Raw genomic sequence first — 23,252 nt, forward strand, 5'->3', positions numbered from 1 at the left:
CTTAATAACCTTGCAGTGCATTGCGGCGAACACTATCCCGGTAGATGGTGTCCGTTGCATTAATCAATGTATCCAGTTGCCGCAACCGGGCGCTGTCCACAACCGGCAAACTATCCAGGGGAACCGCGATCGTATCCGGCACGGGAGCAGGTGGCTCTTTTGTTGCGAAAAAAGACCGTGTTCCCGTCCAGTTCATCAAAAAACCTACGATAAATGCGATGATAACCGGCAGCAGCTTTATTTTTTTTTTGGCAGAAGATGTATTCATAGCAGGCATTATGTCATTGGATTCATAGCTGGGTGTTGCAATGGGAACCTCGATGGCTTCCTTTGTTCTTTTGCGTCCGGGCTTTTTCGCAGCGGTATACGTGGCCAGCACTACGGTGATATTGTCTTTTCCGCCCAGCTCATTGGCTTTATCAATCAGCTGTTGTGTTTTAAGCTGCAGCGACCCGGGAGCAGACAGGATTTCCGCCATCTGAGCCTGTGTTACAAGGTCCGTAAGCCCGTCTGAGCAAAACAGTGCGATATCCTCCGGCAAAAAACTGTGTTCTGCGATATCAAAGTAATTATTGGAATCTTCGGCATCCAGGAATTGTTCCCCGGCCATCTTGCTGATCTCATTCCGGCGCGGATGCTGCATGGCTTCAGCCTCGGTAAGATAACCACTATCTTCCTTCATTCCAACCGAAGAGTGGTCACGGGTGATCTTTAACATGCTGCCGTTGCGGTAAACATAGCCGCGGCTGTCGCCTACATGGGCGATATACATCATTTCCTTATCCGCATCCAGTACCGCCACAGAAAGTACACAGCTCATCCGGCCAAGTGTGGCATGCTCCCTTCGCTGCTCAAAGATTTTATTGTTGGCGGCAATTGCGGCCTCTTTCAACAACTGCAGCGGCGCACCGAAACTGAAATGTTGTAAATATTCCTCAATGGTTTCCTTGGCAATCAGGGCCGCTTCAGCCCCGCCTTCGTACCCTCCCACACCGTCGATAGCGCCGGCCAGCGCCCGGGAAGGCGTTCCCCAAAGACCGGAAACGGTAATGAAATTATCTTCATTCTCCTCCCGTCTGCGGCCCAGATCCGTTTGTCCGTGTAAAACGACCGTCCTGCTCATTATTTCACTTTAGATTGTAACAGAAACACCAGGATGATAAATATCAGCATTATGGTACCCAGCATAATTTCCCAGAATTAGATCCCCGTTGCCACCGGGAACGCATTTAAAATAACAGATCCAAACCCGCACCGGCTATACTGCCGCCTTAAAATCCAATTGAAAAATTCCGCATACAATGGTAGATTCACTTTTCAGCGGATGCCATACAGGGTTTTCGCCTACCCGGCTTAATTCCAGCTTTTGCTCATTTACGAAGGCATCTGCAAACAACGCAATATAAAAAGCCCGCGCCGCCTCATCATACCGGATCATCATATGCTCTTTTTGCAAACTCCCGCTCGGTTCATTGATGCACAGCAATGTAGCCGTACTTGTCATTCCATCGATTGCCTTCGTGATTTTTAGTTGCTTTTCACGCATCGGGAAACTATACCGTTGCTTGTTCAGCACAAACTGGATGGTTGCCAGCTTATCCGGTGCCACACTGTTCCTTGATCCTGCGGGCGGCGCCTGCACAGAGGTAAAATCACCCAGGAATTCTTTCCGGAATTTTACCCGGAAATGTCCCTTGGATAATATATCGATGTTCGAAAAAGTGGTAGGGTTCAGATCATATTTTGAATATTTTGAGTGCTTGCTGCTCACCGAAACCTTAATGTGTTCGGAGGAGAGCTCCGACCAGGACTTCTCAGAAGTGGGTGTGCTAACCACCTGGATAGTGCCCGGCTCAATCTCCTGGTTGTCTACACCGCGTTCTGCCGGACAATACTGAAAATCCCAAAAACTTCCGATGGGTTCATAACGGGGATACTGGTCCTTACGCTGATTGATGTAGTCGTAAAACTCATCCAGGATTCCTTCCGTAATACCCGCCAGCCGCAGCTCAGCATGCCGGTAATCTTCCGGCCGCATCAGGATAAGATAGCTGCAGTCATACATCATCCGTTTATTAAAGGATTCCCGTTCCACCGTTTCCTTAAAGGAAATCAATACCTGGTCCACCAGTGCCTGGTTGGTTAACCGCACTTCTTCTTCCTCCTCCTCATCCGGCAACAGCCATTTTTTCAGTTTATCAAACATAGTATCAATTTGAGATTTCAATAACCATTCATTATTCCCCATTCACAACTCCCGCCCTACAGCTTCTCGATCCTCCGTTCCACGATCCGCACGATCTTCATTTCCTTATCAAATACCACCGATACATCGATATTATAAGGGATCCAGTCATCTTCTTCATTTTGCCGGATCTTATACAGCATGCTAAAATCTACATACGTATTCCCATTCGGATTGTAGGTAAACACATAGGAGGAATTGGTAATATCCGCTTCTGTAAACCGCCATTTTCCATGATAGGCCACACATTCTTTTTGTATACGGGTCAATAACTCATTGGAGCGGTTATAATATTGTTGCACTGTGTCTCTGAAAAACCGGGACAAACTTCCGCAGTCCTGCCGCATGCGGTAATAATCGTTGATCCTGTTTTTAACGGCTGCTTCTTTTTGGCCGAGGTCTTCACTGGTAACCACCTGTGTAGACGTCATGGTATCATTTTGTGCAGCAACCGTATCTTCCGGCTGCGTGAGCTGGGGCTCGGGTGGCTCCTGTTTTTTCTGACGTGGCCTGGGCGCCGGCGTTTCTGTTTCAGGTTTTTTGGTATCAGGAGTTACGCCAAACATACCCAGGATCTCATCCTTGTTCAACGCAAAAACAATTAATCCGCTTACGACCAGGAACACCAGGAAGATATATCCGAAACGGCTGGAGCCCGTCTTTTTTGCCGGATGCTTGGACAGGGGCGGGTAAATATTTTCGATGGGCTGCGGTGGTACCGGGGTGAAAACAATCGTTTCGTCGTTCCTGGTGGTTCCGGCATCCAGCTTCCGGAGTTCCTTCCGGTCTTCCGGATTTTTCCCCAGGTATAACGGAAGCAGACCGCGCCAGGGATCCGGGAGCGCCGAAATATCGATGGGCTTACGTACAATATGCTCCTGGATCTCAAAGTCGGACATCTTAGCAGCATCATAAGGAGCCGTTCCGCTCACAAGATGATAAAACGTTACCGCAAGTGAATAAATATCTGTTTTATACGACAAGGTTTTTACATCGTAAACCTGCTCCGGGCTCATGTACATCAGCGTTCCCATACGGGAGCCGGTTTGCGTTACGGTTACGTTATCCCGCAGTTTGGCAATTCCAAAATCAAGGATTTTGATCTGTCCGTCTTCCGTCAGAAAAAGATTGGAGGGCTTTATATCCCGATGGATGATATTCTTACGATGGGTATACTGAAGCGCATCCACCAGGTCGTTCCACCAGGTGATCAGTTGCAGGTTGGAAAAGCGGGCGCCTTCCTTCATCCGTTGTGCAAGATCCTTTCCCTCGAGGTATTCCATGATCATGCAGGGACAGCCGTCTACGGTAGAGTAATCATAAATATTCCGGATATGCGGATGATTGAGGTGTACCATCAGCCGGGCCTCGTTTTCAAAACGACCCACCACTTCAGGCATCCCGCAAAAACGCTTTTGAAGTACCTTTACAGCAGCCGGCTTTTGCAGGTAGTTTTCTGCATACCAAACCTCGGCCATCCCCCCCTCGCCCAATTTATACTTCAGCTTATAACCGTTGATGGTTGTATTCTCCATTCCTTGTTTTACTTGCTTGATCTGCTTATAATAATCCAGCCTTTAACGGCACCTGCCAATGATATTCCAAACTTACTTTAAATATTTGGATTCCGAACATTCGGCGGACCGATACCTCTTTTTCAAAAAACTGAACCTTCTCATCTATAATACCTGTTTCCAACGATGGTAACCTGTAAAATAACAGCCCTTTTACGATCCAACCCCCAAATTTGGGATAAAACCGGTGAATGGAGGGTTCAAAACGGTCAGTGACGGCAGGCGGCATTTCCGGAAATCTGTTTTAACTTGCCGGTATATGATCCCAGATGCCATTCTCAACCAGCTGGAGTTGCCCGGCGCTACCTATGAACCGGTTCCGGGAGGCGATATCAACCGCTCGTACTGTTTGCATACAGCCCATACAACTTACTTCCTGAAGATCAATCGGCACCATCCTCATACCCGGTTATTTGAAAAAGAGGCCGCCGGCCTGCGTGAACTTGCAGGCGCTGGCATGTTGCGGGTTCCGGCCCCATTGAAATGGGGTGTAGCCGGCCCCGATCAATACCTGCTGCTGGAATGGCTGCATGCCTGTGCCCCGGTACAACATTCCTGGGAAGCGCTCGGATTGAGCCTGGCAAAAATGCACGGGAAACCGCAGCCTTTTTTTGGACTGGCCGAGGACAATTACCTGGCGCTATGGCCCCAGGACAATACCCCGGCGGACACCTGGCCGGAATTTTACAGTAACCGGCGGATCATTCCCCTCGCCCGGTCGCTGACGGATGCCGGGAAATTGAATAAAGCAGACCTGGCCAACGCCGGCAATTTTTGCAAACGGCTGCCGGAGCTTTTTCCAGATGAGCCACCGGCGTTGGTGCATGGAGATCTGTGGAACGGGAACCTCCTATTCCTGCCGGATGGGTCGCCGGCCCTGTTTGACCCTGCGGTGTATTACGGACACCGGGAAATGGATATTGGGATGACCAGTCTGTTTGGCGGATTTGATACCGGCTTCTACAAGGCCTACCATCAAAGCTACCCGCTGCAACCCGGGTGGGAACAGCGGTTGCCGTATACCCAGCTTTACCCGCTGTTGCTGCATGCATGGCTCTTTGGCGGCCACTATATACGCGATGTGCGAAACATCCTCGCTTCCTTTTCTTAGGCTCCGGCCTGGCGGCCGTTATAATCATGTCACCCCTGCGGGGTTTAATCCAATTATCTTGCAACGAATAAAATGCTAGAATAAAGACACCCCTACGGGGTTGGAATAAATGAATTGCGTTGTGACCCCAACCCATTCAGACATTCCATATTCTACCCCTTGGGGGTTTAACGGAATCATCCCTAACGAATAAAATGCTGGAATAAAGACACCCCTGCGGGGTTGGAATAAATGAATTGCATCATGAACCAACCCATTCGGATATTCCATATACTACCCCTTCGGGGTTTAACAAAATCATCCCTAACGCACAAAATGCTGGAATAAAGACACCCCTGCAGGGTTGGAATAAATGAATTGCATCATGAACCAACCCATTCGGATATTCCATATACTACCCCTTCGGGGTTTAACAAAATCATCCCCTGACGAACAAAATGCTGGAATAAAGACACCCCTGTGGGGTTGGAATAAATGAATTGCATCATGAACCAACCCATTCAGACATTCCCATATTCTACCCCTGCGGGGTTTAGCAAAATCATGTCCTAACGCACAAAATGCAGGAATAAAGACACTCCTGTGGGGTTGGAATAAATGAATTGCATTATGAACCCAACCCATTCGGATATTCCATATACTACCCTCACGGGGTTTAACGGAATCATCCCCTGACGAACAAAATGCTGGAATAAAGACATTCCTGCGGGATTTGGTGGATCTGTTTCTTTATTAAAGCACATATATTCCGGCTAAAATTGATTAATTTTAAAACAGGATGGTGCGCATCAGCATAAGTCCGAAGGACTGATACTATTATAACACCCGCGTTGATCCAAACAAAACCCCGGAGGGGTGACATGCTATAACCTGCAAAAAACCAAAATCATGGCTAACACATTCTCCCAGCTCTACATCCAGATCGTTTTTGCCGTAAAAGGCCGGCAGAATCTGATTCATCATGCGTGGAAAGAGGACCTGCATAAATACATTGCGGGCATCATCAAAGGCAAGGGACAAAAACCGATCATTGTAAACGGTATGCCGGACCACCTGCATATTTTTGTAGGATTACGCCCGGCAATGGCTATTTCGGATCTTGTAAGGGATATCAAAAACAATTCCTCCAATTTCATCAATGACCGGCATCTCGTTAATGGCCGGTTTTCCTGGCAGGAAGGCTATGGGGCATTTTCCTACTCCCATTCGCACATTGAAAATGTATACAACTATATTTTAAACCAGGAAACACATCACCAAAAACAAACATTCAAAACCGAATACCTCGGATTGCTGAGCACTTTCGAAATCCCGTTCGACGAAAAATACCTGTTTGAATGGTGCTAAACCGTGCGGTGCACGGTTATTGCCGGGCATTGCCAAACCGGCGCATATTTCAACGAAAACCGGGATAACCTATGCTCCCGCCTGGCAAAACCCATGTACAGGGTTGACCAGGAAGCTTCCCATTTCGCCAAAATATACAAATACAACAGAGGCCCGCTTCATTCCTGCTTAGAGATCGGTGGCCCGCGGCCGGTTTCATTTAAATATTTTCCACAAACGACCGTTAAGCTTTAATAATCTTTAAATAACGGCAAACAGAACAGAATAAAAATCAATTTCTCTTATATTTGCGCACTTAAGTTATAATAAATTGTATATGGAGAAAAGTATTGTAATTCTTGCCGGCGGTGGTCCTGCACCTGGTATCAACACAGTGATTGGTTCCGTAGCTAAAACGTTTTTGAAAGACGGCTACCGGGTAATTGGTTTGCACGACGGCTATAAAAACCTTTTCAACGGGAAAGGACTCACCACTGATATCGACTTTAAACTGGCCGATGATATCTTCAGCCGCGGAGGTTCTTTTCTGCGTATGAGCCGTTACAAACCCAAAGATGACGAATTTACAAGCGAGTTCTTTGAAAAAAACAATATTCAATTACTGGTAACGATCGGGGGCGATGATACGGCTTCTACGGCTAACCGGATCGCAACCTTCCTTCGAAACAAGAACGTACCGGTTCAAAATATACACGTTCCCAAAACCATCGATAATGATCTCCCGCTCCCTTACGGCCAGCCTACATTCGGCTATCAGAGTGCGAGGGAAGAAGGTGTAAAACTGGGTAAAACCATTTATGAAGATGCCCGTACCTCAGGTAACTGGTTCGTGGTTTCTGCAATGGGCCGCGAGGCGGGTCACCTGGCTTTCGGTATTGGTGTAGCCTGCCATTACCCGATGATCGTGATCCCCGAAATGTTCAACAAAACAAAACTGACGCTGGATAAGATCACCAAACTGATCGTTTCGTCTATTGTAAAAAGAAATATCCTGAATATTCCTTACGGAGTAGCCGTAGTTAGCGAGGGGGTATTCCATTTTATGAGCGATGAAGATATTACGGCCTCAGGTATCCAGTTTACCTACGACGATCATGGGCATCCGGAACTTGGAAACGTAAGCAAGGCGCATATCTATAACATTCTTTTACAGAACGAATTAAAAAAACTGAATATTTCCGTTAAAAGCCGGCCGGTTGAGTTGGGCTACGAACTCCGTTGCCTGGCCCCTACTGCTTTTGACCTGGAATATTGCACCTACCTTGGAATGGGTGTAAAGCAACTTTTTGATCAAAGTGTTACCGGCGCCGTGGTTACCGTTGATGCCACCGGAAACGTTAAACCGCTTTATCTCAAAGATGTGGCAGATGAAAAAGGCAAGGTAAAACCCCGTCTGATCGACATGCAAAGCGCAGATACGCAAACAGTATTTGCAAACGCCCTGCATTATCTGACGGAAGCGGATAAAGAGGCTGCCAAGCAGTATCTTGAAAATCCGGATGAATACCTGTTCAATAATATCCTGGAGTGGAACTAAATTTAAAGCCAGATACAATTAAAACCGCCTTTGCTGCGCGGTTTTTTGTTTTTAATTTGTAGCTTCCGGTTTTAATCAGCAATCCCTTTTCCGATGCCATCGGAATATTAACATTAGAAATCGAAAAATGACAGAAACTCAAAAAGTTCGGAAAAAGTCTTTGGAAACAACAACTGTTGTAAAAGATACAGACCACAGCTTCAACCGCACAAAGATCGTGGCTACGGTAGGGCCGGCCTGTAATACTTATGATAAACTGCTCGATCTTGTAAAAGCAGGTGTAAATGTTTTCCGCCTGAATTTTTCTCATGGAGTACATGAAGAAAAAAAACAAATCATCGAATACATCCGCGAGATCAATCGTAAAGAACGGACAACTGTGGCTATCCTGGGAGATCTGCAAGGCCCCAAACTCCGTGTTGGAGAAATGGAAGGCGGCGGCATCATTGTAGAGCCGGGCGATATCTTCACCTTCACCAATAAAAAAATGGTGGGCAACAAAGAAAAGATCTACATCTCCTATCCTAACTTTCACAAGGATGTAAAAGTGGGCAACAAGATCATGATCGACGATGGAAAGCTCGAAGTGATCGTGCGCAAGATCCTGCCCAATAATGATGTAAAGGTTGAGGTAGTGTTGGGTGGATTCCTGTCTTCCAAAAAAGGGGTAAACCTTCCCGATACCAAAATCTCTCTGCCGGCGTTAACACCCAAGGACCTGGCGGATCTCGATTTTATTATCCGAGAGCAACTGGGATGGGTAGCATTGTCGTTCGTACGCCAGGTGGAGGATATTAAAAAACTCAGGAAGATCCTGGATAAACATAAAAGCAAAGCCAAGATCATTGCAAAGATCGAAATGCCGGAAGCCATTCCCAATATCCGGGAAATCATCCATGCATCCGATGGTATCATGATAGCCCGGGGTGACCTGGGTGTGGAACTTCCTGTAGAGAAAGTGCCGCTGATCCAGAAGAGCATTATCCGCAAATGCATTCACCGCGCTAAACCGGTGATCGTTGCCACCCAGATGATGGAAAGCATGATCGACCGTTCCAAACCCAACCGCAGTGAAATCACCGATGTGGCCAACGCGGTACTTGAAGGTACGGATGCCGTGATGTTAAGTGCAGAAACCGCCAGCGGTAAGCATCCTACCCTGGTAGTGCAAACCATGCGGAAGATCATCCTTGAAATTGAAAAAACAGAATACCACTACGACCTGGCCAATGAGCTGCAGCCGCAGCCGCACTCGCCTTCCCTTTCCAGCGATGCCATTTGCTACAATGCCTGTAACCTGGCAAAGGACACAAGGGCGGATGCACTGATCGGCATGACGCAGAGCGGTTATACCGGTTTTATGCTCAGCAGCTATCGTCCGAAAGTGCCGCTGTACGTCTTTACAAAAAACCGTACGTTGATCGATCAGCTTAGTCTGAGCTGGGGTATCCGTGCCTTTTTCTATGACGACGATCAGCACGACCTGGATACCATTTTCTCTGATCAGATCAATATCCTCAAGAAAAACGGATTCCTGAAGCGTGGCGATACTGCAGTAAGTACCGGCAGTACCCCGGTTCACCTCAAGTTACATACCAATACAATTAAAGTAACCGAAGTTCAATAAAGTAAAAGCCTCCCCACGGAGGCTTTTTTAATACCAATCATTTCCTGTACATTACTGTTGCAGCTGCTACCTGGCGATACGGCTCTTTGAAAATGCAACAGGCAGTCGTTTTCGTCCGCACATCTTTATGATTGCCGCAGATGCGCAGATGATTCAAGGGCAGAAAACACCATCAGTAAATTTGCGGTATGTTGGAGTTGAATAAAGCTGACGCCTAACCTGCGTGTCAGCCGCTTTTAGGAGCCGGCATTCATGACCCTATACCAAAATAAAAAGAGGCTGTCTCGCATTTTTGAAGACCGCCTCTTATTTTATTACATTCCATTTATGATCTTAATAAACCAATCTTGTTTTAATGGTATGTTTTACATTGCTCAAAATAGATGCCGCTTTCTTGGATACCCCTTTTTCTACATCCAGCACCACATACCCGATTTCATCGTTCGTTTTCAGATATTGTCCAGTAATGTTAATGTTGTTGTTCGATAATAAGGTATTGATCTCTGAAAGTACGCCGGGTTTGTTGTAATGAATATGAAGAATCCGGTGCACGCCATCCTGCAAAGGCAACGCCAGGGCCGGAACCGTATGAGATCCGTTTGATATTCCTTTTTCAATAAAATTAAACAGCTTGGAACTCACATCCACACCGATGTTCTCCTGCGCTTCTTCCGTGCTTCCTCCGATATGCGGCGTTAAGATCACATTGGGAAGATTTTGCATGGGACTGGTAAATTTATCGCCATTCTTTTCCGGCTCCCAGGGAAATACATCCAGTGCAGCTCCACTGATATGCCCCTCTTTCATAAATTTGCTCAGGTCATCCAGGTTCACCACTTCTCCCCTGGCATAGTTGATAAGAATCGATCCCTTTTTAAAATATTTCAGATTATTCCTGGTGATCAGGTTCCTTGTTTGCGGGTTATCCGGAACGTGCAGTGTAACAACATCCGATTGCTGCAACAATTCTTTCAGTGTCTTCGCATCCTTCGCATTGCCCAATGGCAGTTTTGTTTCCACATCATAAAACAATACTTTCATGCCCATGGCCTCCGCCAGTACACTTACCTGTGAGCCAATATTTCCATACCCAATAATGCCCAGGGTTTTGCCTCTTAATTCATAGCTGCCTTTAGAGTCCTTCATCCAGATTCCGTCATGTGCCGCTCTGATCTTATCCGGCAACCTTCTGATAAGCATAATAGAATTAGCAATTACCAGTTCTGCCACCGAACGGGTATTGCTGTAAGGCGCATTAAATACCACCACCCCTTTCTCGGTAGCAGCGGTCAAATCAACCTGGTTTACGCCAATGCAAAAACAGCCAATCGCCTGCAATTTTTCCGCCGCATCCAACACCTTTTTGGTAATATGTGTTTTGGACCGGATACCCAGAATGTGTACATTTTTTATTTCCTTGATCAATTCTTCTTCTGAGAGCGCCTTCGACAGTTTTTCTACCTTCGAATAGCCTTCTTCCTTAAAACGTTGTACAGCAAAATCACTGATATTTTCCAGAAATAAAATCCGGATTTTCTCTTTCGGGTAACTGGTCTCTTTTTTATTTGTCATACGAGCAAATATCCAAATAAGTTAACAAAAATTAAAATTTTAAGAACATTAGTTTTATGCAGTGGCAGATACGACTAAATTTGTCCCTTTAAAATCTTTGTACCTTGAGAGTTGTTGCAGTTATAATAGCGTGGACATTATTAACGATTGGTTGTAAGTCTAAAACACAGGCCCAGAAAGACAAAACGGAAGACATCCATTCCAACGCCCTTTCTTTTGATGTGGAACAAATGACAGAAGCGGATAAAGCGCGGTATCAGAAAGTGCTCAGTGATTTTTTTGATTCCGCACTGATCCGCCGCGGATTTAACGGAGGCATCCTGATCGCTAAGGGAGGCAATGTATTGTATGAATCCTATCACGGCTTCCAGGATCCCAACAGGAAAAGCGATACCATCAATGCGCAAACACAATTTCACCTGGCATCTACCAGCAAACCGTTTACAGCCGTTACGGTATTGAAGCTGGTACAGGCAGGCAAAATTGGTTTGCAGGACCCGGTTACCCGGTACTTCCCTGCATTTCCCTACCCTGCGGTAACCGTTGAGCAATTGCTTTCGCACAGAAGCGGTTTGCCCAATTATCTTTCTGTAATGGAAGATAAAACCAAATGGAACCCGAAGCAGATGATATCCAACGACGATGTACTGCGGTTCCTGGAGCAATATAAACCGGTTCCGATGTTTAAAGCCGGCAGCCGCTTTGCCTATTGCAATACCAACTTTGTATTGCTGGCATTAATTGTTGAACACGTTACAGGAAAAAAATTCCCGCAGTATGTAAAAGAAACCATCTTTGAGCCGTTGCAGATGAATCACTCCTTTGTGTATACACCGGCAGACAGCGGCCATGTGATCATGTCTTATAAACCTTCCGGAGCACTTTGGGTTAATGATCAGTTTGACAATACTTATGGCGATAAAAACGTTTACAGCACGCCGGAAGATATGTTTAAATGGGACCGGGCATTATACAACCCCAGCTTTATCCGTCAGTCGTTGCTGGATTCTGCCTATCAGCCGCACAGTCATGAAAAACCCTCCATTCATAATTATGGGCTGGGCTGGCGGATGCTGAATTTGCCCAATGGCAAGAATGTGATTTACCATAATGGAAAATGGCATGGCTTTACCCCCGCTTTCGGAAGACTGCTGGATGAAAAAGCCGTAATCATTATCCTCGGTAATAAAATGAATTCCAATATGTACAATATGGCGCGGAAGGCCTATGATTTCTTTGGAGACTATATGCAAAACCGGGTAAGCGGTGGCGAGGAAGAAACCGAAAGCCGGACGGCTGCTGCCACGGCTATGCCGGAATCTACCGTAAAACCGGCACCCCGTCCGGCAAAAAAAACGGTGAAACCCGCTCCGGCGAAACCTTCCCGTACATCCGGTAAGTCTACCGCAAAAAAACAAATTAAAAAAGCACCCGAAAAAAAAGCAGCGCCGGCTAAAAAGAAAGTTACTGCAACCAAAAAGAAAACAAAAAAATAAGGCACGCTGTATTTAAGTGCAACTAACGTTGCAGAGACTCGGAAACACAGAATTGCTGCAGGAGCATACCCGAGCCGCTTCAGAGGCAACAAACGCCTGTTTTTATCTCCTGGCCTAATCATTAGCGCTTCTGTTTTTCAGTGGCCAAAAAACCGGAAACCTTCCTATCTTCGCGCACTTATGAAGTATCACGAGGAGATCATGCACCGGCGCACTTTTGCGATTATTAGTCACCCGGACGCCGGTAAGACCACACTTACTGAAAAATTTCTTTTATTTGGCGGTGCCATCCAGGTGGCGGGTGCTGTAAAAAGCAATAAGATCAAGAAGTCGGCCACATCGGATTTTATGGAAATCGAGCGGCAACGCGGCATCTCTGTGGCCACGTCGGTGATGAGTTTTGAATACCAGAACATCCTCATCAACCTCCTGGATACGCCTGGTCACAAGGACTTTGCAGAAGATACCTTCCGTACGCTTACGGCCGTGGATAGTGTAATACTGGTGGTAGACAGCGTAAACGGTGTTGAAGAGCAAACCCGCCGTTTAATGGAAGTATGCCGGATGCGGGATACACCGGTGATCGTGTTTATTAATAAAATGGATCGTGACGGAAAGAACCGGTTCGACCTTCTTGAAGAAATTGAAAAAGAGCTGAATATTTCCCTGCACCCCATGACCTGGCCCATCAACAGCGGGAAGGACTTTAAGGGTGTATATAATCTGTACGACAAAAACATCCGGTTATTCACCGCCAATACCAAGGCTGATGAAGAAGATACCCTGGCCATTTCAGACATCCACGATCCTGTTTTGGATACCCGGCTGGGGGCTACAGACGCCGCCCTGTTAAGGGAGGACGTGGAACTGGTAGACGGGGTAAATGGCGCACTGAATGTGGCCGACTACCTGGCCGCAAAAGTATCGCCGGTATTTTTTGGGAGTGCCATCAACAACTTCGGAGTAAAAGAAATGCTGGATACCTTTATCCGCATAGCGCCGCCTCCACAAAGCCGCGAAACCTCCACCCGGCAGGTAAACGTGGAAGAAGAAAAACTCAGCGGATTCATTTTTAAGATCCACGCCAACCTGGATCCCAAACACCGCGACCGGATCGCGTTCTTCAGGGTTTGTTCCGGAAAGTTTGAACGCAACAAATATTTCCATCATGTGCGCCTGGATAAAGATGTTCGTTTCAGCAATCCCTACTCCTTTATGGCACGGGATAAAAGCATCATCCAGGATGCCTATGCCGGCGATGTGGTAGGTTTATTTGACACGGGCAACTTTAAAATAGGCGATACCTTAACAGAAGGAGAAAACTTCTTTTTTACAGGGATCCCTTCTTTCTCTCCTGAGATCTTCAAAGAGGTAATTAATAAAGACCCGATGAAAACCAAGCAACTGGAGAAAGGACTACTGCAACTGACCGATGAGGGCGTAGCACAATTGTTTACGCAGTTTGGCGGCACCAAAAAGATTGTGGGTTGTGTAGGTGAACTCCAGTTTGAGGTAATACAGTACCGCCTGCTCCATGAATACGGTGCCTCCGTTGAATTCAGGGCGCTGCCTTTTTACAAAGCCTGCTGGCTAACCAGTACCGATTCTCAAAAACTGGAAGACTTTGGCAAATTCAAACAAACCAATACCGGAGAAGATAAGGACGGCAACATGGTATACCTGGCACAAAGCGAATGGTTCCTGAATACGGAGATCACCAATAACCCCGATATAAAATTTCATTTCAGCAGCGAGATCCACCAGTAATCAGCAGATTTCACCCGCTATATATTCCCACTGCTCCGGGCATTGCTTTTACGTTTTACCGGCTTACCGGCGGGATCAGCCTTCAGGCTTTATCCTGCAGGAGCTCCTGCGGAAACGCATTTTTTATTATCTTTCTTTTTTAAAATGATCCCCATGCGCATTTTTAAACTCCTGCTGCTGGCATTGATTCCCGTTTCGCAGATAGCAGCTCAAAGCACCGGCACCTTCAATACGGCTACGGTTGAAAAGGCGATCCGCTTTCTTGCCGCTGATGAAATGAAGGGACGGCCGGTTTACTCGCCGGAGATCGATAAAGCAGCAGACTTTATTGCGGCATCCTTTAAAAAAAGCGGTTTACAGCCCTTGCAGGGAAGCTCCTTTTTACAGCCGTTTACGGCCTATAGCGCCGCATTCAGAGGCCTTACCGCCCGTATTGATCAAAAAGAAATTTCGAAAGATAAGATCATTGTGATTACCGGGGAGCCGGAACTGGAAGTAACCGAAAAATCAGGATATACCATCAGCGCAATCCCCGCCGGCAGTTCGCTCTTTCAAAAAGCATCTGAAGCTGTAAGCAACGGCAAAAACAATATTGTGCTGGTAGATGAAAGCTTTGCACCGGACTTTAAACGATTGGTATATTTTAAACGGAACTTTCTTAAGCGACCCGGTGCCACCGTTTTTGTACTGGGCAATTACGCCCTGCAAACCTATACCATCAAGGCAGCACATGTTATTACGGGGCATAAACTTGCAAACGTAGCCGGGCTGTTACCCGGTAAATCACGCAAGGATGAATATGTGATCTTTTCCGCCCATTATGATCATATCGGTATTGGAAAGCCGGTAAGCGGAGATTCGATTTACAATGGCGCCAATGATGATGCATCCGGTACCACAGCCGTACTATTGCTTGCCGATCATTTTGCTGCTCAAAAAAACAATGAGCGCTCAATTATTTTTGTAGCCTTTACCGCAGAAGAATCCGGAGGATTTGGCTCGCAGTATTTCAGTCAACAGCTGGATCCATCCAGTATTGCAGCCATGCTCAACATCGAAATGATTGGTACAGACAGCAAATGGGGAAAGAATTCGGCCTATATTACCGGGTTTGAAAAATCATCACTGGGATCCATTCTTCAAAAGAACCTGGCCGGAACGGGCTTTGCATTTCACCCCGACCCATACCCTATTCAGCAGCTGTTCTACCGTTCCGACAATGCCACCCTGGCCAAACTAGGGGTACCGGCACATACCATATCCACCTCAAAGATGGATACCGAGCCGCATTATCATCAACCAAGTGACACAGTGGAAACACTGGATCTTAACAATATGACAGAGATCATCCGGTCTATCGGTATCAGCGCACAATCCATCATTGCCGGTAAAGACACCCCTACCCGGGTGAAGGAAGAATAAATTTTTAAGCCCCTTATGTAAAAACGCGGGTAACGGCATCATATGCAATAAAATTTGCCATGAGAATCTTTTACCTGATGCCCCTCCTGCTTTTGGGGTTTATGAACAGCCATAGTCAGAACAAAAAGTTTGAGGCGCTGCTGCAAAAAGGGAATCTTACTTTTAAAATGCCCGACAACTTTGACACCCTGGCCGTTGTAAACAACCCCGATATGAACTATGAGCTGGCATTAAAAAGCAAAACAAAGGACCTGGAGATCCGGTACGCCATACGCCCGCTGAAAGAACGGATCGAACAATTTGAACAAAAACAAAAGGACACCTCTTCGAAGATGTTTGCAGGCGCCCATCCCAACAAAATATACCAAACCGTTTTTTTGACCGTGATCATGAACACATCCGGCAATCATCAGCAGGTACCCGGCTTTAAAAGCTTTCCACCGGAAGCGGTAAAAAGAGAGTTTAACGCCGGCTGGGGCGCCACTACGGTTTATCCGCTGAAATCAGTGTTTGGAAAAGGGTATAGCAACTGTATGCTGGTAACCCTGCACCGCGATGACCAGGCCGATGCCTATATTTTTTACCTGTTTAATAACAAGGAAGACCTGACAACCGCTTTGCCGGCTTTTCATGCATTAACGTTCAGCAACTGAACTGTTGGAAAAGTTTCCGGTAGCTACTTATGTAATTTTTATTCTGCCGGCATCCTTGGTATAAACAGCAATTATGAATATCAGCATTCCTGATCCCTGTCATGAAAACTGGGGAAATATGCAGCCTGAAGAAAAGGGGCGTTTCTGTAATGCCTGTTGCAAAACCGTTATTGACTTTACGGATATGAGCCCGGAGGCGATTGGTGCCTATCTTAAAACCCATCAATCACAGCGGGTCTGCGGGCGGTTTACGGCAGGTCAACTCTACGGTGAGCAAACTCTCAACGGTGTGCAGCCAACACTTCTTTCTTTAACAAAGTCGGTATGGCAATCCACACTGGGCTATACACGCAAGCTGGCAGCCGTCTTTTTGTTGTTCCTGGTGTTTAGCCAGAACTCGCAGGCACAAACCGCCAAAAAAGACTCGGGGAAGCATGCTGTAACGGTTGCCCCGGAACCATTGATAGGGAAAATAGCGGTATGTCCACCCAAACCAGAACCGGTAAAAAAGAGGCCATCGCATAAAACGGAGCGACTGCCGGTTTTAAAAAGTGACAGTCTTACTACCGAGAAAAAAATCATCACTATGGGAATCGTTGTATTGAACCCTGCGAAAAAATAATCGCCATGAAAATTCAGATCCCGACCCCCTGTCAGGAAAACTGGGAAGCCATGCATCCCCGTGAAAACGACCGTTATTGCGATACCTGTTGCAAAACAGTAGTGGATTTTACCAGTATGTCGCCCGATGCTATTTCAGCCTATCTGGTACAACACCAGTCACAAAAAATATGCGGGCGCTTCACCAAAAAGCAGCTGACAGTGGAGTATGCGGACATTTACGCAGCTACCACGCATATTGCTGGCTCCGGATGGTCATCCATGAAAAAGATCGTCGCCGTTTTTGTATTGCTCTTTGCTTTGTCCCAGGCGGGGAATGCGCAGACACCTCCAAAAGATACCCAGAGCGTCATCATTGTAACAAGCGATGCTAAACGGCCGCCAAAAACAACGGCGAATGCAGATCCATTTACCAATGCAGTGCCTCAGCTCCCGGCACCGCCGGCTCAATGTATTGAAGTTCGATTGGGTGGACTGGCGATAACACCGCAAAAAAAGCAAACAAAAAGAAAATTGAAACGGCTTCAAAAGCAGGAAGCGCGGAAAAAGCAGGAGGCTTTAGATCAACTGGCCGGAGAAGTGGTTGTGGTTGCCGGAATGGTTCAAACAGACTGATCCTGTTTTATTGGTTTGTTTTTGCTGAGCGCAGCTGATATATGATTTATAACTCCTAAGATGTCATCCCGGACCGTTCCGGGATCTGTTTTTTCTGTCGTCCTGAACTTGTTTCAGGACCTAACAACGATAGATGCTGAAACATCCCGATACATCTGGACAGCATGGCAAGAAGTACAAACTGTCTCTCCAAAAATATCATCCTAGATGCTGAAACATCCCGATACATCGGGACAGCATGACTGAAAATGTGATTTGTCGTCCTGAAGATGCCATCCGGGCTTGTTCCGGGATCTGTTCCTGTTTCAGGACCAGGTGTACAGATATTGAAACACAATTTGTCGTCCTGAACTTGTTTCAGGACCTAACAGCGATAGATGCTGAAACATCCCGATTGATGATAGATGTATAAACTATCTCTTCAAAAATATCCTAGAGATGCTGAAACAAGTTCAGCATGACTGAAAGCGCGATCTGGCTCAACGATTACTGCAACCATTCATCGGAAAGATCTTTCATATCTGAATTTTGTTCCTTGATCAAGTTTAGTTTCCATTCCCGGTGCCATCGTTTCAGCTGCTTTTCCCGTGCGATAGCATTCCGGATGTCGGAGAAATCCTCATAATACACCAGGTAATAACAATGATACCGGGCGGTAAATCCCGCTCCATCCCCGCTTTTATGTTCCTGCATCCTGCGAACAAGATCGTTCGTAACACCGATATACAATACGGTTCTTAAATAATTGGAAACGATATAAACAGAGTAAGTAATGATACGCATAGCTTCACAGGTTATAGGTGCAATGCGTCTGTAAGATAACAAATTTAATTTTGTTAGCCATTAAGATGTAGTATCCTTTGAAAACAATCTTCTTTTGCCGTCCTTAAGATGTCATCCCGGGCTTGTTCCGGGATCTGTTCCTGTTTCAGGACCAGGTGTACAGATATTGAAACACAATTTGTCGTCCTGAACTTGTTTCAGGACCTAACAGCGACAGATGCTGAAACAAGTTCAGCATGACCGAAAGCGTAAACTGCCGTCATAAAAAACCAGCAACCCTCCCGGAAATTCAGGGGAAAAAAACAGGGCTGACCAATAATGTCTTGGTCAGTCCGTCTTATATACATCCGGATCGTTCTTTATTTAAAAATAGAAAACACCGCTTACACCGATGGCACGATGCTGGTTGTTTTTGTTAGCATTATTATCGTTGCTTCCTCCCGGAGCGGTATTGGTAAGACCGATTCCATACTGGGCATGTACACCTACCCTGCCGAAATCCACTCCACCGATAATATTGGCACCAAAATCAAACCGTTTAAACTGCCCGGATCCAACCGTACCGTTGCGGTCACCGCCATCTAACGGGTTATCATTCCCCCATTCAATGTTTTTGGATGATGTAGTACTATTCCCCCCGGTTTCTACGGTTGTTTTTAGCTTACCACCCAATCCTACTGCGGCATAAGGTCCGGCTCCGATGTAGGCTTTTACTTTTTCATTAAAAGGCAACATGATGGCTACATTCACCGGCAACTCCAGGTACAATGGATTCACCTTATACGTAGTTCTTACCCCTTCCGCCAGTGCCGTGGAAGACTCTGTTCCCTTGGAAGTAAGATCAAGCCCCGTTCTGATTTCAAAAGTAGATCCCAAAGGAATGGCACCAATCACCCCGGCATTGAAGCTATTCAACCGTTTACTATCGTCTAAATTACCTTCCCTGCCGTTGGTAATGTTTGTGTTGTTCCAGCCTGCTTTGACCCCAAACTTTGCATCCGTAAATCCCTGTGCATGGGCCACCTGGAGCATCCCAAAAAAGGCCATTGTTCCAATAATCAATTTGCATTTCATAGTTTATGTTTTTTTGAATAAATAATTGCACTACCTGCATAGTACCTATCTCTCTTACTATGTCATATTGCATGCCAAAAACCGGTGCACCTGTATTTCCCGTTATTATTTTCAACCTGCGGGCAACAGCAACATGTTCCTCAAACATCTAATCTCCAATCAATTGGCTCCCGCAATTCATGCTTATTGAGCAGCCGGTAACGGCCTCCCCTTCATATGCTTTAGATTGAAAAACTGATCAGCTCCGTTAACCGGTAAACCTCCGGCTTATAACCGTACCATCAACCGGGAAGGCAGGCATTTCTGCACCCTTACAACCCGGAACCATTTGATGCCGGTATTTGTTACATTTGAGGATGATACGTCCCGTTTGTAATTGTAATAAGAGGTCGTATCCTATAAAGCAAATAAAAAGATCATGAAAAAAATAGGATTTTTATCGTTTGGACATTGGGCCGATCACCCGGCGTACAGCACTAAAACAGCAAGCGATACCTTGCTTCAGTCTATCGACCTGGCCGTAGCAGCAGAAGAAATGGGTATCGACGGTGCCTATTTCCGGGTGCACCATTTTGCCCGGCAGCTGGCATCACCCTTTCCTTTATTGGCGGCCATCGGTGCCCGCACCCGTAAAATTGAAATCGGCACGGGCGTGATTGATATGCGCTATGAAAATCCATTGTATATGGCAGAAGATGCCGGGGCAGCGGACTTAATTTCCGGTGGCCGCCTGCAATTAGGAATCAGCAGGGGATCGCCCGAACAGGTAATGGAAGGATGGCGCTACTTTGGCTATGAACCGGCAGCAGGAGAAAGCGATGTGGATATGGGCCGCCGGAAAGGCCTGGAGTTTTTTGAACAACTGAAGGGCGAAGGATTTGCAGAGCCGAACCCCAACCCGATGTTCCCCAACCCACCCGGACTGCTGCGCCTGGAGCCGTTTGCGCCGGGGTTGCGTGATCGCATCTGGTGGGGATCCGCCTCTGATGCCACCGCAATCTGGGCCGGCAAGGTGGGTATGAACCTTCAAAGTTCCACCCTGAAATTTGATGAAAGCGGTAAGCCGTTCCATATACAGCAGGCCGAACAGATCCGGTTGTTTAAACAAGCCTGGAAAGAAGCAGGGCATCCGCGCGCACCCAGGGTTTCGGTAAGCCGGTCTATTTTTGCTTTGGTAAATGATCAGGACCGTTATTATTTTGGCCACGAGGCCGACCGAACCGATAAGATCGGAAACATCGAAGCAGATAAACGTGCCATTTTTGGGCGGAGCTATGCCGCAGCGCCCGATCAGCTCATTGAAGAACTGTCCAGGGATGAGGCCATCCAGGAAGCGGATACGATCCTGTTGACGATCCCCAATACATTGGGCGTTGATTACAACGTGCACGTACTTTCATCCATACTGGAACATGTGGCACCCGGACTGGGATGGCGGTAAACGGAACAAAAGATGATAACGAGGATCCGATATAAAACCAACATTGTGGTAATAGGTGCCGGGCAGGCCGGCCTTTCCGCAGCCTATCATTTAAAGAAAAACGGACTGGAAACAGGTAAGGATTTTATCATCCTTGATGAAGCACCGCGCCCCGGCGGCGCCTGGCAATACCGCTGGCCTTCGCTTACGTTAAGTACGGTGAACCGGATCCATGACCTGCCCGGCATGACTTTTAACGATACCCTTGCCACCACTGACACGGCCGTCAGGGCCAGTGTAGCCGTGCCACATTATTACGACCTGTATGAAAAGAAAATGGGCATCCGCGTATACCGGCCGTTAAAGGTTGAAAAGGTTTATTTTCATGATGAGCGTTTTTACATCGACTCGCCCACTGCCTTGTTCTCTTCCCTGGGCATTATCAATGCAACCGGTACCTGGGAAAACCCCTACATTCCGGAGTATCCCGGTGCCCGCCTTTTTGAGGGTGTGCAGCTGCATACCAAAGATTTCAAAACTGCTGATGTATTTAAAGGCAAACATGTGGTGGTGGTGGGTGCCGGCATTTCTGCCATCCAGTTACTGGACCAGATATCAAAAGTTGCCACAACCACCTGGGTTACCCGGCGCCCGCCCGAATTCAGGGAAGGGCCTTTTGACGATGTAGCGGGGCATCGAGCCGTGGCGCAGGTAGAAGCAAGGGTGCGAAAGGGATTAGCGCCTTTGTCCGTGGTTTCTGTTACCGGGTTGCCCCTTTCACCTGAAGTGATGGATATGAAAAAAAGAGGCGTCTTAAACCCGCGCCCCATGTTTAGCGAAATAACCAGAGACGGTGTAAAGTGGGCAGACGGCAGCGAAGAAAAAGCAGATGTGATCCTGTGGAATACCGGTTTTAAAAGTGCCCTGGATCATTTAAAGCCCGTTTTGCCCCGGGAGGAAGGTGGTGGCATTCTTATGGCCGGAAGGTTGGCCACCATGGTAGCCAAAGAACCCCGTATCCATCTGGCAGGCTATGGTCCTTCTGCATCCACCATCGGTGCTAACCGTGCGGGCGCAGCAGCAGCCCGGGAACTGATCCATACATTGGGCATTAAATAAATTCCCGTTTAAGAACATAAGCCCCGCCCGAAAACAACCCGTGGATGCCCGTTAATTGTATATGCGTAAGGGTTTGGCATATTTATTTATTATCTTTTAATACCGTTTCAGCGTTCTTATCATAAGAAGGCCTGTACCTATACGGATCGTTTATCATAAACCCCGCTATCATTATGACGGAATTATCAGCAGCAGCCCGTACAAGAAAGCCTGTTACCCTAAAAGGCATATGGAAGGTGATCAAAGAAACTTTTAAAGGATTTTCAGAACATAAGATCACCAAGCTCAGCGGATCATTGGCTTACTATACGGTATTTTCAATGGGGCCGCTGCTGGTTGTGATCATTTCCCTTTGTGGATTATTTTTAGGAAGAGAGGCGGTTGAGGGAGAGGTATTTTCTGTGCTACGTGGTTTTGTAGGACAGGACACTGCTATCCAGCTTCAGGAGATCATTAAAAATGCCTCCCTTACCGGTAAAAGTAAGATTGCGGCCATTATAGGCGGTGTTACCCTGCTGATTGGTGCCACCACCGTATTCGGAGAGATCCAGGACTCCATCAATACCATTTGGGGCCTGAAGGCAAAACCCCGGAGAGGCTGGCTAAAAATGCTGCAGAACCGGTTCCTTTCCTTCTCCGTTATCATCAGCCTGGGATTCCTGCTATTGGTTTCACTAACCATATCCGGGGTTGTAGAAGGCATCAGCAGCGGACTTCGTGCCAGATACCCGGATGTTACCGTAGTCGTATTCTATATCCTGAACCTGGTGCTTACATTAGCGATCAGCACGATTATTTTTGCAGTGATCTTTAAGGTGCTCCCGGATGCTCGGATCCGCTGGCGCGATGTGATTGCCGGCGCATTGGTTACCGCCTTGCTGTTTATGCTGGGCAAATTTGGCATCTCCCTTTATATTTCGCAAACCAAAGTAGGCAGTACGTATGGGGCGGCTGGTTCCCTGGTGATCCTGATCGTTTGGGTTTATTATTCATCCATTATCCTGTACCTGGGTGCTGAATTTACAAAGGCCTATGCCGTAGCATATGGAGCCGATATCCATCCGAATGATTATGCCGTTACCACGAAGGAAGTTACTGTTGAAACCGGCAAAAAAACGGTGCAGGAAACCGAGCAAACCCGGCCGCTTTAAAACGCTTTATGTTTAGCAGCGCGTATGAGCGGAGCAACCATTCCTTTACCCGTTTTTATCAATGAAGTGAAGTGTTTTATGAACGTTTCCATTATGACAGCACCAGCGGATGTTCCGT

19 protein-coding genes are annotated in these 23,252 nt (G+C 46.8%); 13 read left to right on the forward strand and 6 right to left on the reverse strand.

The genetic code is table 11. The annotated features are described in order from the left end of the window. Position 1: 1 nt before the first annotated feature. The 3 genes from LQ567_RS04585 to LQ567_RS04595 all read right to left on the reverse strand — a co-directional run bounded on the left by LQ567_RS04585 (position 2) and on the right by LQ567_RS04595 (position 3,780). Positions 2 to 1,123 (reverse strand): PP2C family protein-serine/threonine phosphatase, encoded by a 1,122-nt coding sequence (locus LQ567_RS04585; RefSeq protein ID WP_231002930.1) that lies wholly within the window; start codon positions 1,121 to 1,123, stop codon positions 2 to 4. A 135-nt stretch (positions 1,124 to 1,258) separates the two neighbouring features. Further along, positions 1,259 to 2,206: a hypothetical protein gene (locus LQ567_RS04590; RefSeq protein ID WP_231002931.1), complete on the reverse strand. Its 948-nt coding sequence runs from the start codon at positions 2,204 to 2,206 to the stop codon at positions 1,259 to 1,261. Positions 2,207 to 2,262: 56 nt separating this feature from the next. Continuing rightward, positions 2,263 to 3,780, reverse strand: a complete 1,518-nt coding sequence (locus LQ567_RS04595) for a serine/threonine protein kinase (RefSeq protein ID WP_231002932.1) — start codon at positions 3,778 to 3,780, stop codon at positions 2,263 to 2,265. Between the two features lie 298 nt (positions 3,781 to 4,078). Here LQ567_RS04595 and LQ567_RS04600 point away from each other — a divergent pair, with 298 nt between their 5' ends. From LQ567_RS04600 to pyk, 4 genes are all read left to right on the forward strand, one after another. Further along, on the forward strand, positions 4,079 to 4,930 hold the full coding sequence (locus LQ567_RS04600) for a fructosamine kinase family protein (protein ID WP_231002933.1): 852 nt from the start codon (positions 4,079 to 4,081) through the stop codon (positions 4,928 to 4,930). A gap of 888 nt (positions 4,931 to 5,818) precedes the next feature. Continuing rightward, complete coding sequence (gene tnpA / locus LQ567_RS04605; protein ID WP_231002934.1) at positions 5,819 to 6,277, forward strand: IS200/IS605 family transposase; 459 nt, start codon at positions 5,819 to 5,821, stop codon at positions 6,275 to 6,277. Positions 6,278 to 6,593: 316 nt separating this feature from the next. Beyond that, entirely contained in the window at positions 6,594 to 7,814 is a 1,221-nt protein-coding gene (locus tag LQ567_RS04610; RefSeq protein WP_231002935.1) for a 6-phosphofructokinase, read from the forward strand. A gap of 127 nt (positions 7,815 to 7,941) precedes the next feature. Continuing rightward, positions 7,942 to 9,441 (forward strand): pyruvate kinase, encoded by a 1,500-nt coding sequence (pyk, locus tag LQ567_RS04615; protein ID WP_231002936.1) that lies wholly within the window; start codon positions 7,942 to 7,944, stop codon positions 9,439 to 9,441. Between the two features lie 333 nt (positions 9,442 to 9,774). Here pyk and serA read toward each other — a convergent pair whose 3' ends face one another. Further along, positions 9,775 to 11,013, reverse strand: coding sequence for a phosphoglycerate dehydrogenase (serA, locus tag LQ567_RS04620; RefSeq protein ID WP_231002937.1), 1,239 nt, complete (start codon positions 11,011 to 11,013; stop codon positions 9,775 to 9,777). A gap of 104 nt (positions 11,014 to 11,117) precedes the next feature. Between serA and LQ567_RS04625 the strand changes: the two genes are divergently transcribed. The 6 genes from LQ567_RS04625 (at position 11,118) to LQ567_RS04650 (ending at position 17,587) form a co-directional block, all read left to right on the forward strand. Continuing rightward, positions 11,118 to 12,509, forward strand: coding sequence for a serine hydrolase domain-containing protein (locus tag LQ567_RS04625; RefSeq protein ID WP_231002938.1), 1,392 nt, complete (start codon positions 11,118 to 11,120; stop codon positions 12,507 to 12,509). 180 nt (positions 12,510 to 12,689) lie between these two features. Further along, the gene (locus LQ567_RS04630; RefSeq protein WP_231002939.1) at positions 12,690 to 14,276 is read left to right on the forward strand and encodes a peptide chain release factor 3; all 1,587 of its coding nucleotides are present in this window, start codon (positions 12,690 to 12,692) and stop codon (positions 14,274 to 14,276) included. A 153-nt stretch (positions 14,277 to 14,429) separates the two neighbouring features. Further along, the gene (locus LQ567_RS04635; protein WP_231002940.1) at positions 14,430 to 15,698 is read left to right on the forward strand and encodes a M28 family metallopeptidase; all 1,269 of its coding nucleotides are present in this window, start codon (positions 14,430 to 14,432) and stop codon (positions 15,696 to 15,698) included. Between the two features lie 59 nt (positions 15,699 to 15,757). Next, positions 15,758 to 16,351, forward strand: coding sequence for a hypothetical protein (locus LQ567_RS04640; protein ID WP_231002941.1), 594 nt, complete (start codon positions 15,758 to 15,760; stop codon positions 16,349 to 16,351). A 73-nt stretch (positions 16,352 to 16,424) separates the two neighbouring features. Then, complete coding sequence (locus tag LQ567_RS04645) at positions 16,425 to 16,973, forward strand: hypothetical protein (protein ID WP_231002942.1); 549 nt, start codon at positions 16,425 to 16,427, stop codon at positions 16,971 to 16,973. Between the two features lie 5 nt (positions 16,974 to 16,978). Beyond that, the gene (locus LQ567_RS04650) at positions 16,979 to 17,587 is read left to right on the forward strand and encodes a hypothetical protein (RefSeq protein ID WP_231002943.1); all 609 of its coding nucleotides are present in this window, start codon (positions 16,979 to 16,981) and stop codon (positions 17,585 to 17,587) included. A 486-nt stretch (positions 17,588 to 18,073) separates the two neighbouring features. Here LQ567_RS04650 and LQ567_RS04655 read toward each other — a convergent pair whose 3' ends face one another. Both LQ567_RS04655 and LQ567_RS04660 read right to left on the reverse strand, forming a co-directional pair. Next, the gene (locus tag LQ567_RS04655; protein ID WP_231002944.1) at positions 18,074 to 18,370 is read right to left on the reverse strand and encodes a GIY-YIG nuclease family protein; all 297 of its coding nucleotides are present in this window, start codon (positions 18,368 to 18,370) and stop codon (positions 18,074 to 18,076) included. Positions 18,371 to 18,733: 363 nt separating this feature from the next. Continuing rightward, positions 18,734 to 19,444 carry a porin family protein gene (locus tag LQ567_RS04660; RefSeq protein WP_231002945.1) on the reverse strand — a complete coding sequence of 237 codons (711 nt, stop codon included), beginning with the start codon at positions 19,442 to 19,444 and terminating at the stop codon, positions 18,734 to 18,736. Positions 19,445 to 19,862: 418 nt separating this feature from the next. Between LQ567_RS04660 and LQ567_RS04665 the strand changes: the two genes are divergently transcribed. From LQ567_RS04665 to LQ567_RS04675, 3 genes are all read left to right on the forward strand, one after another. Beyond that, positions 19,863 to 20,885 carry an LLM class flavin-dependent oxidoreductase gene (locus LQ567_RS04665; RefSeq protein WP_231002946.1) on the forward strand — a complete coding sequence of 341 codons (1,023 nt, stop codon included), beginning with the start codon at positions 19,863 to 19,865 and terminating at the stop codon, positions 20,883 to 20,885. Positions 20,886 to 20,897: 12 nt separating this feature from the next. After that, a complete protein-coding gene (locus tag LQ567_RS04670) occupies positions 20,898 to 21,983 on the forward strand; it encodes an NAD(P)-binding domain-containing protein (protein WP_231002947.1) in 1,086 nt (361 codons plus the stop codon). Between the two features lie 173 nt (positions 21,984 to 22,156). After that, entirely contained in the window at positions 22,157 to 23,134 is a 978-nt protein-coding gene (locus tag LQ567_RS04675) for a YihY/virulence factor BrkB family protein (protein ID WP_231002948.1), read from the forward strand. Positions 23,135 to 23,252: the final 118 nt, after the last annotated feature.

Source organism: Niabella pedocola (assembly GCF_021044425.1).
In the GTDB taxonomy this organism is placed as follows: domain Bacteria; phylum Bacteroidota; class Bacteroidia; order Chitinophagales; family Chitinophagaceae; genus Niabella; species Niabella pedocola.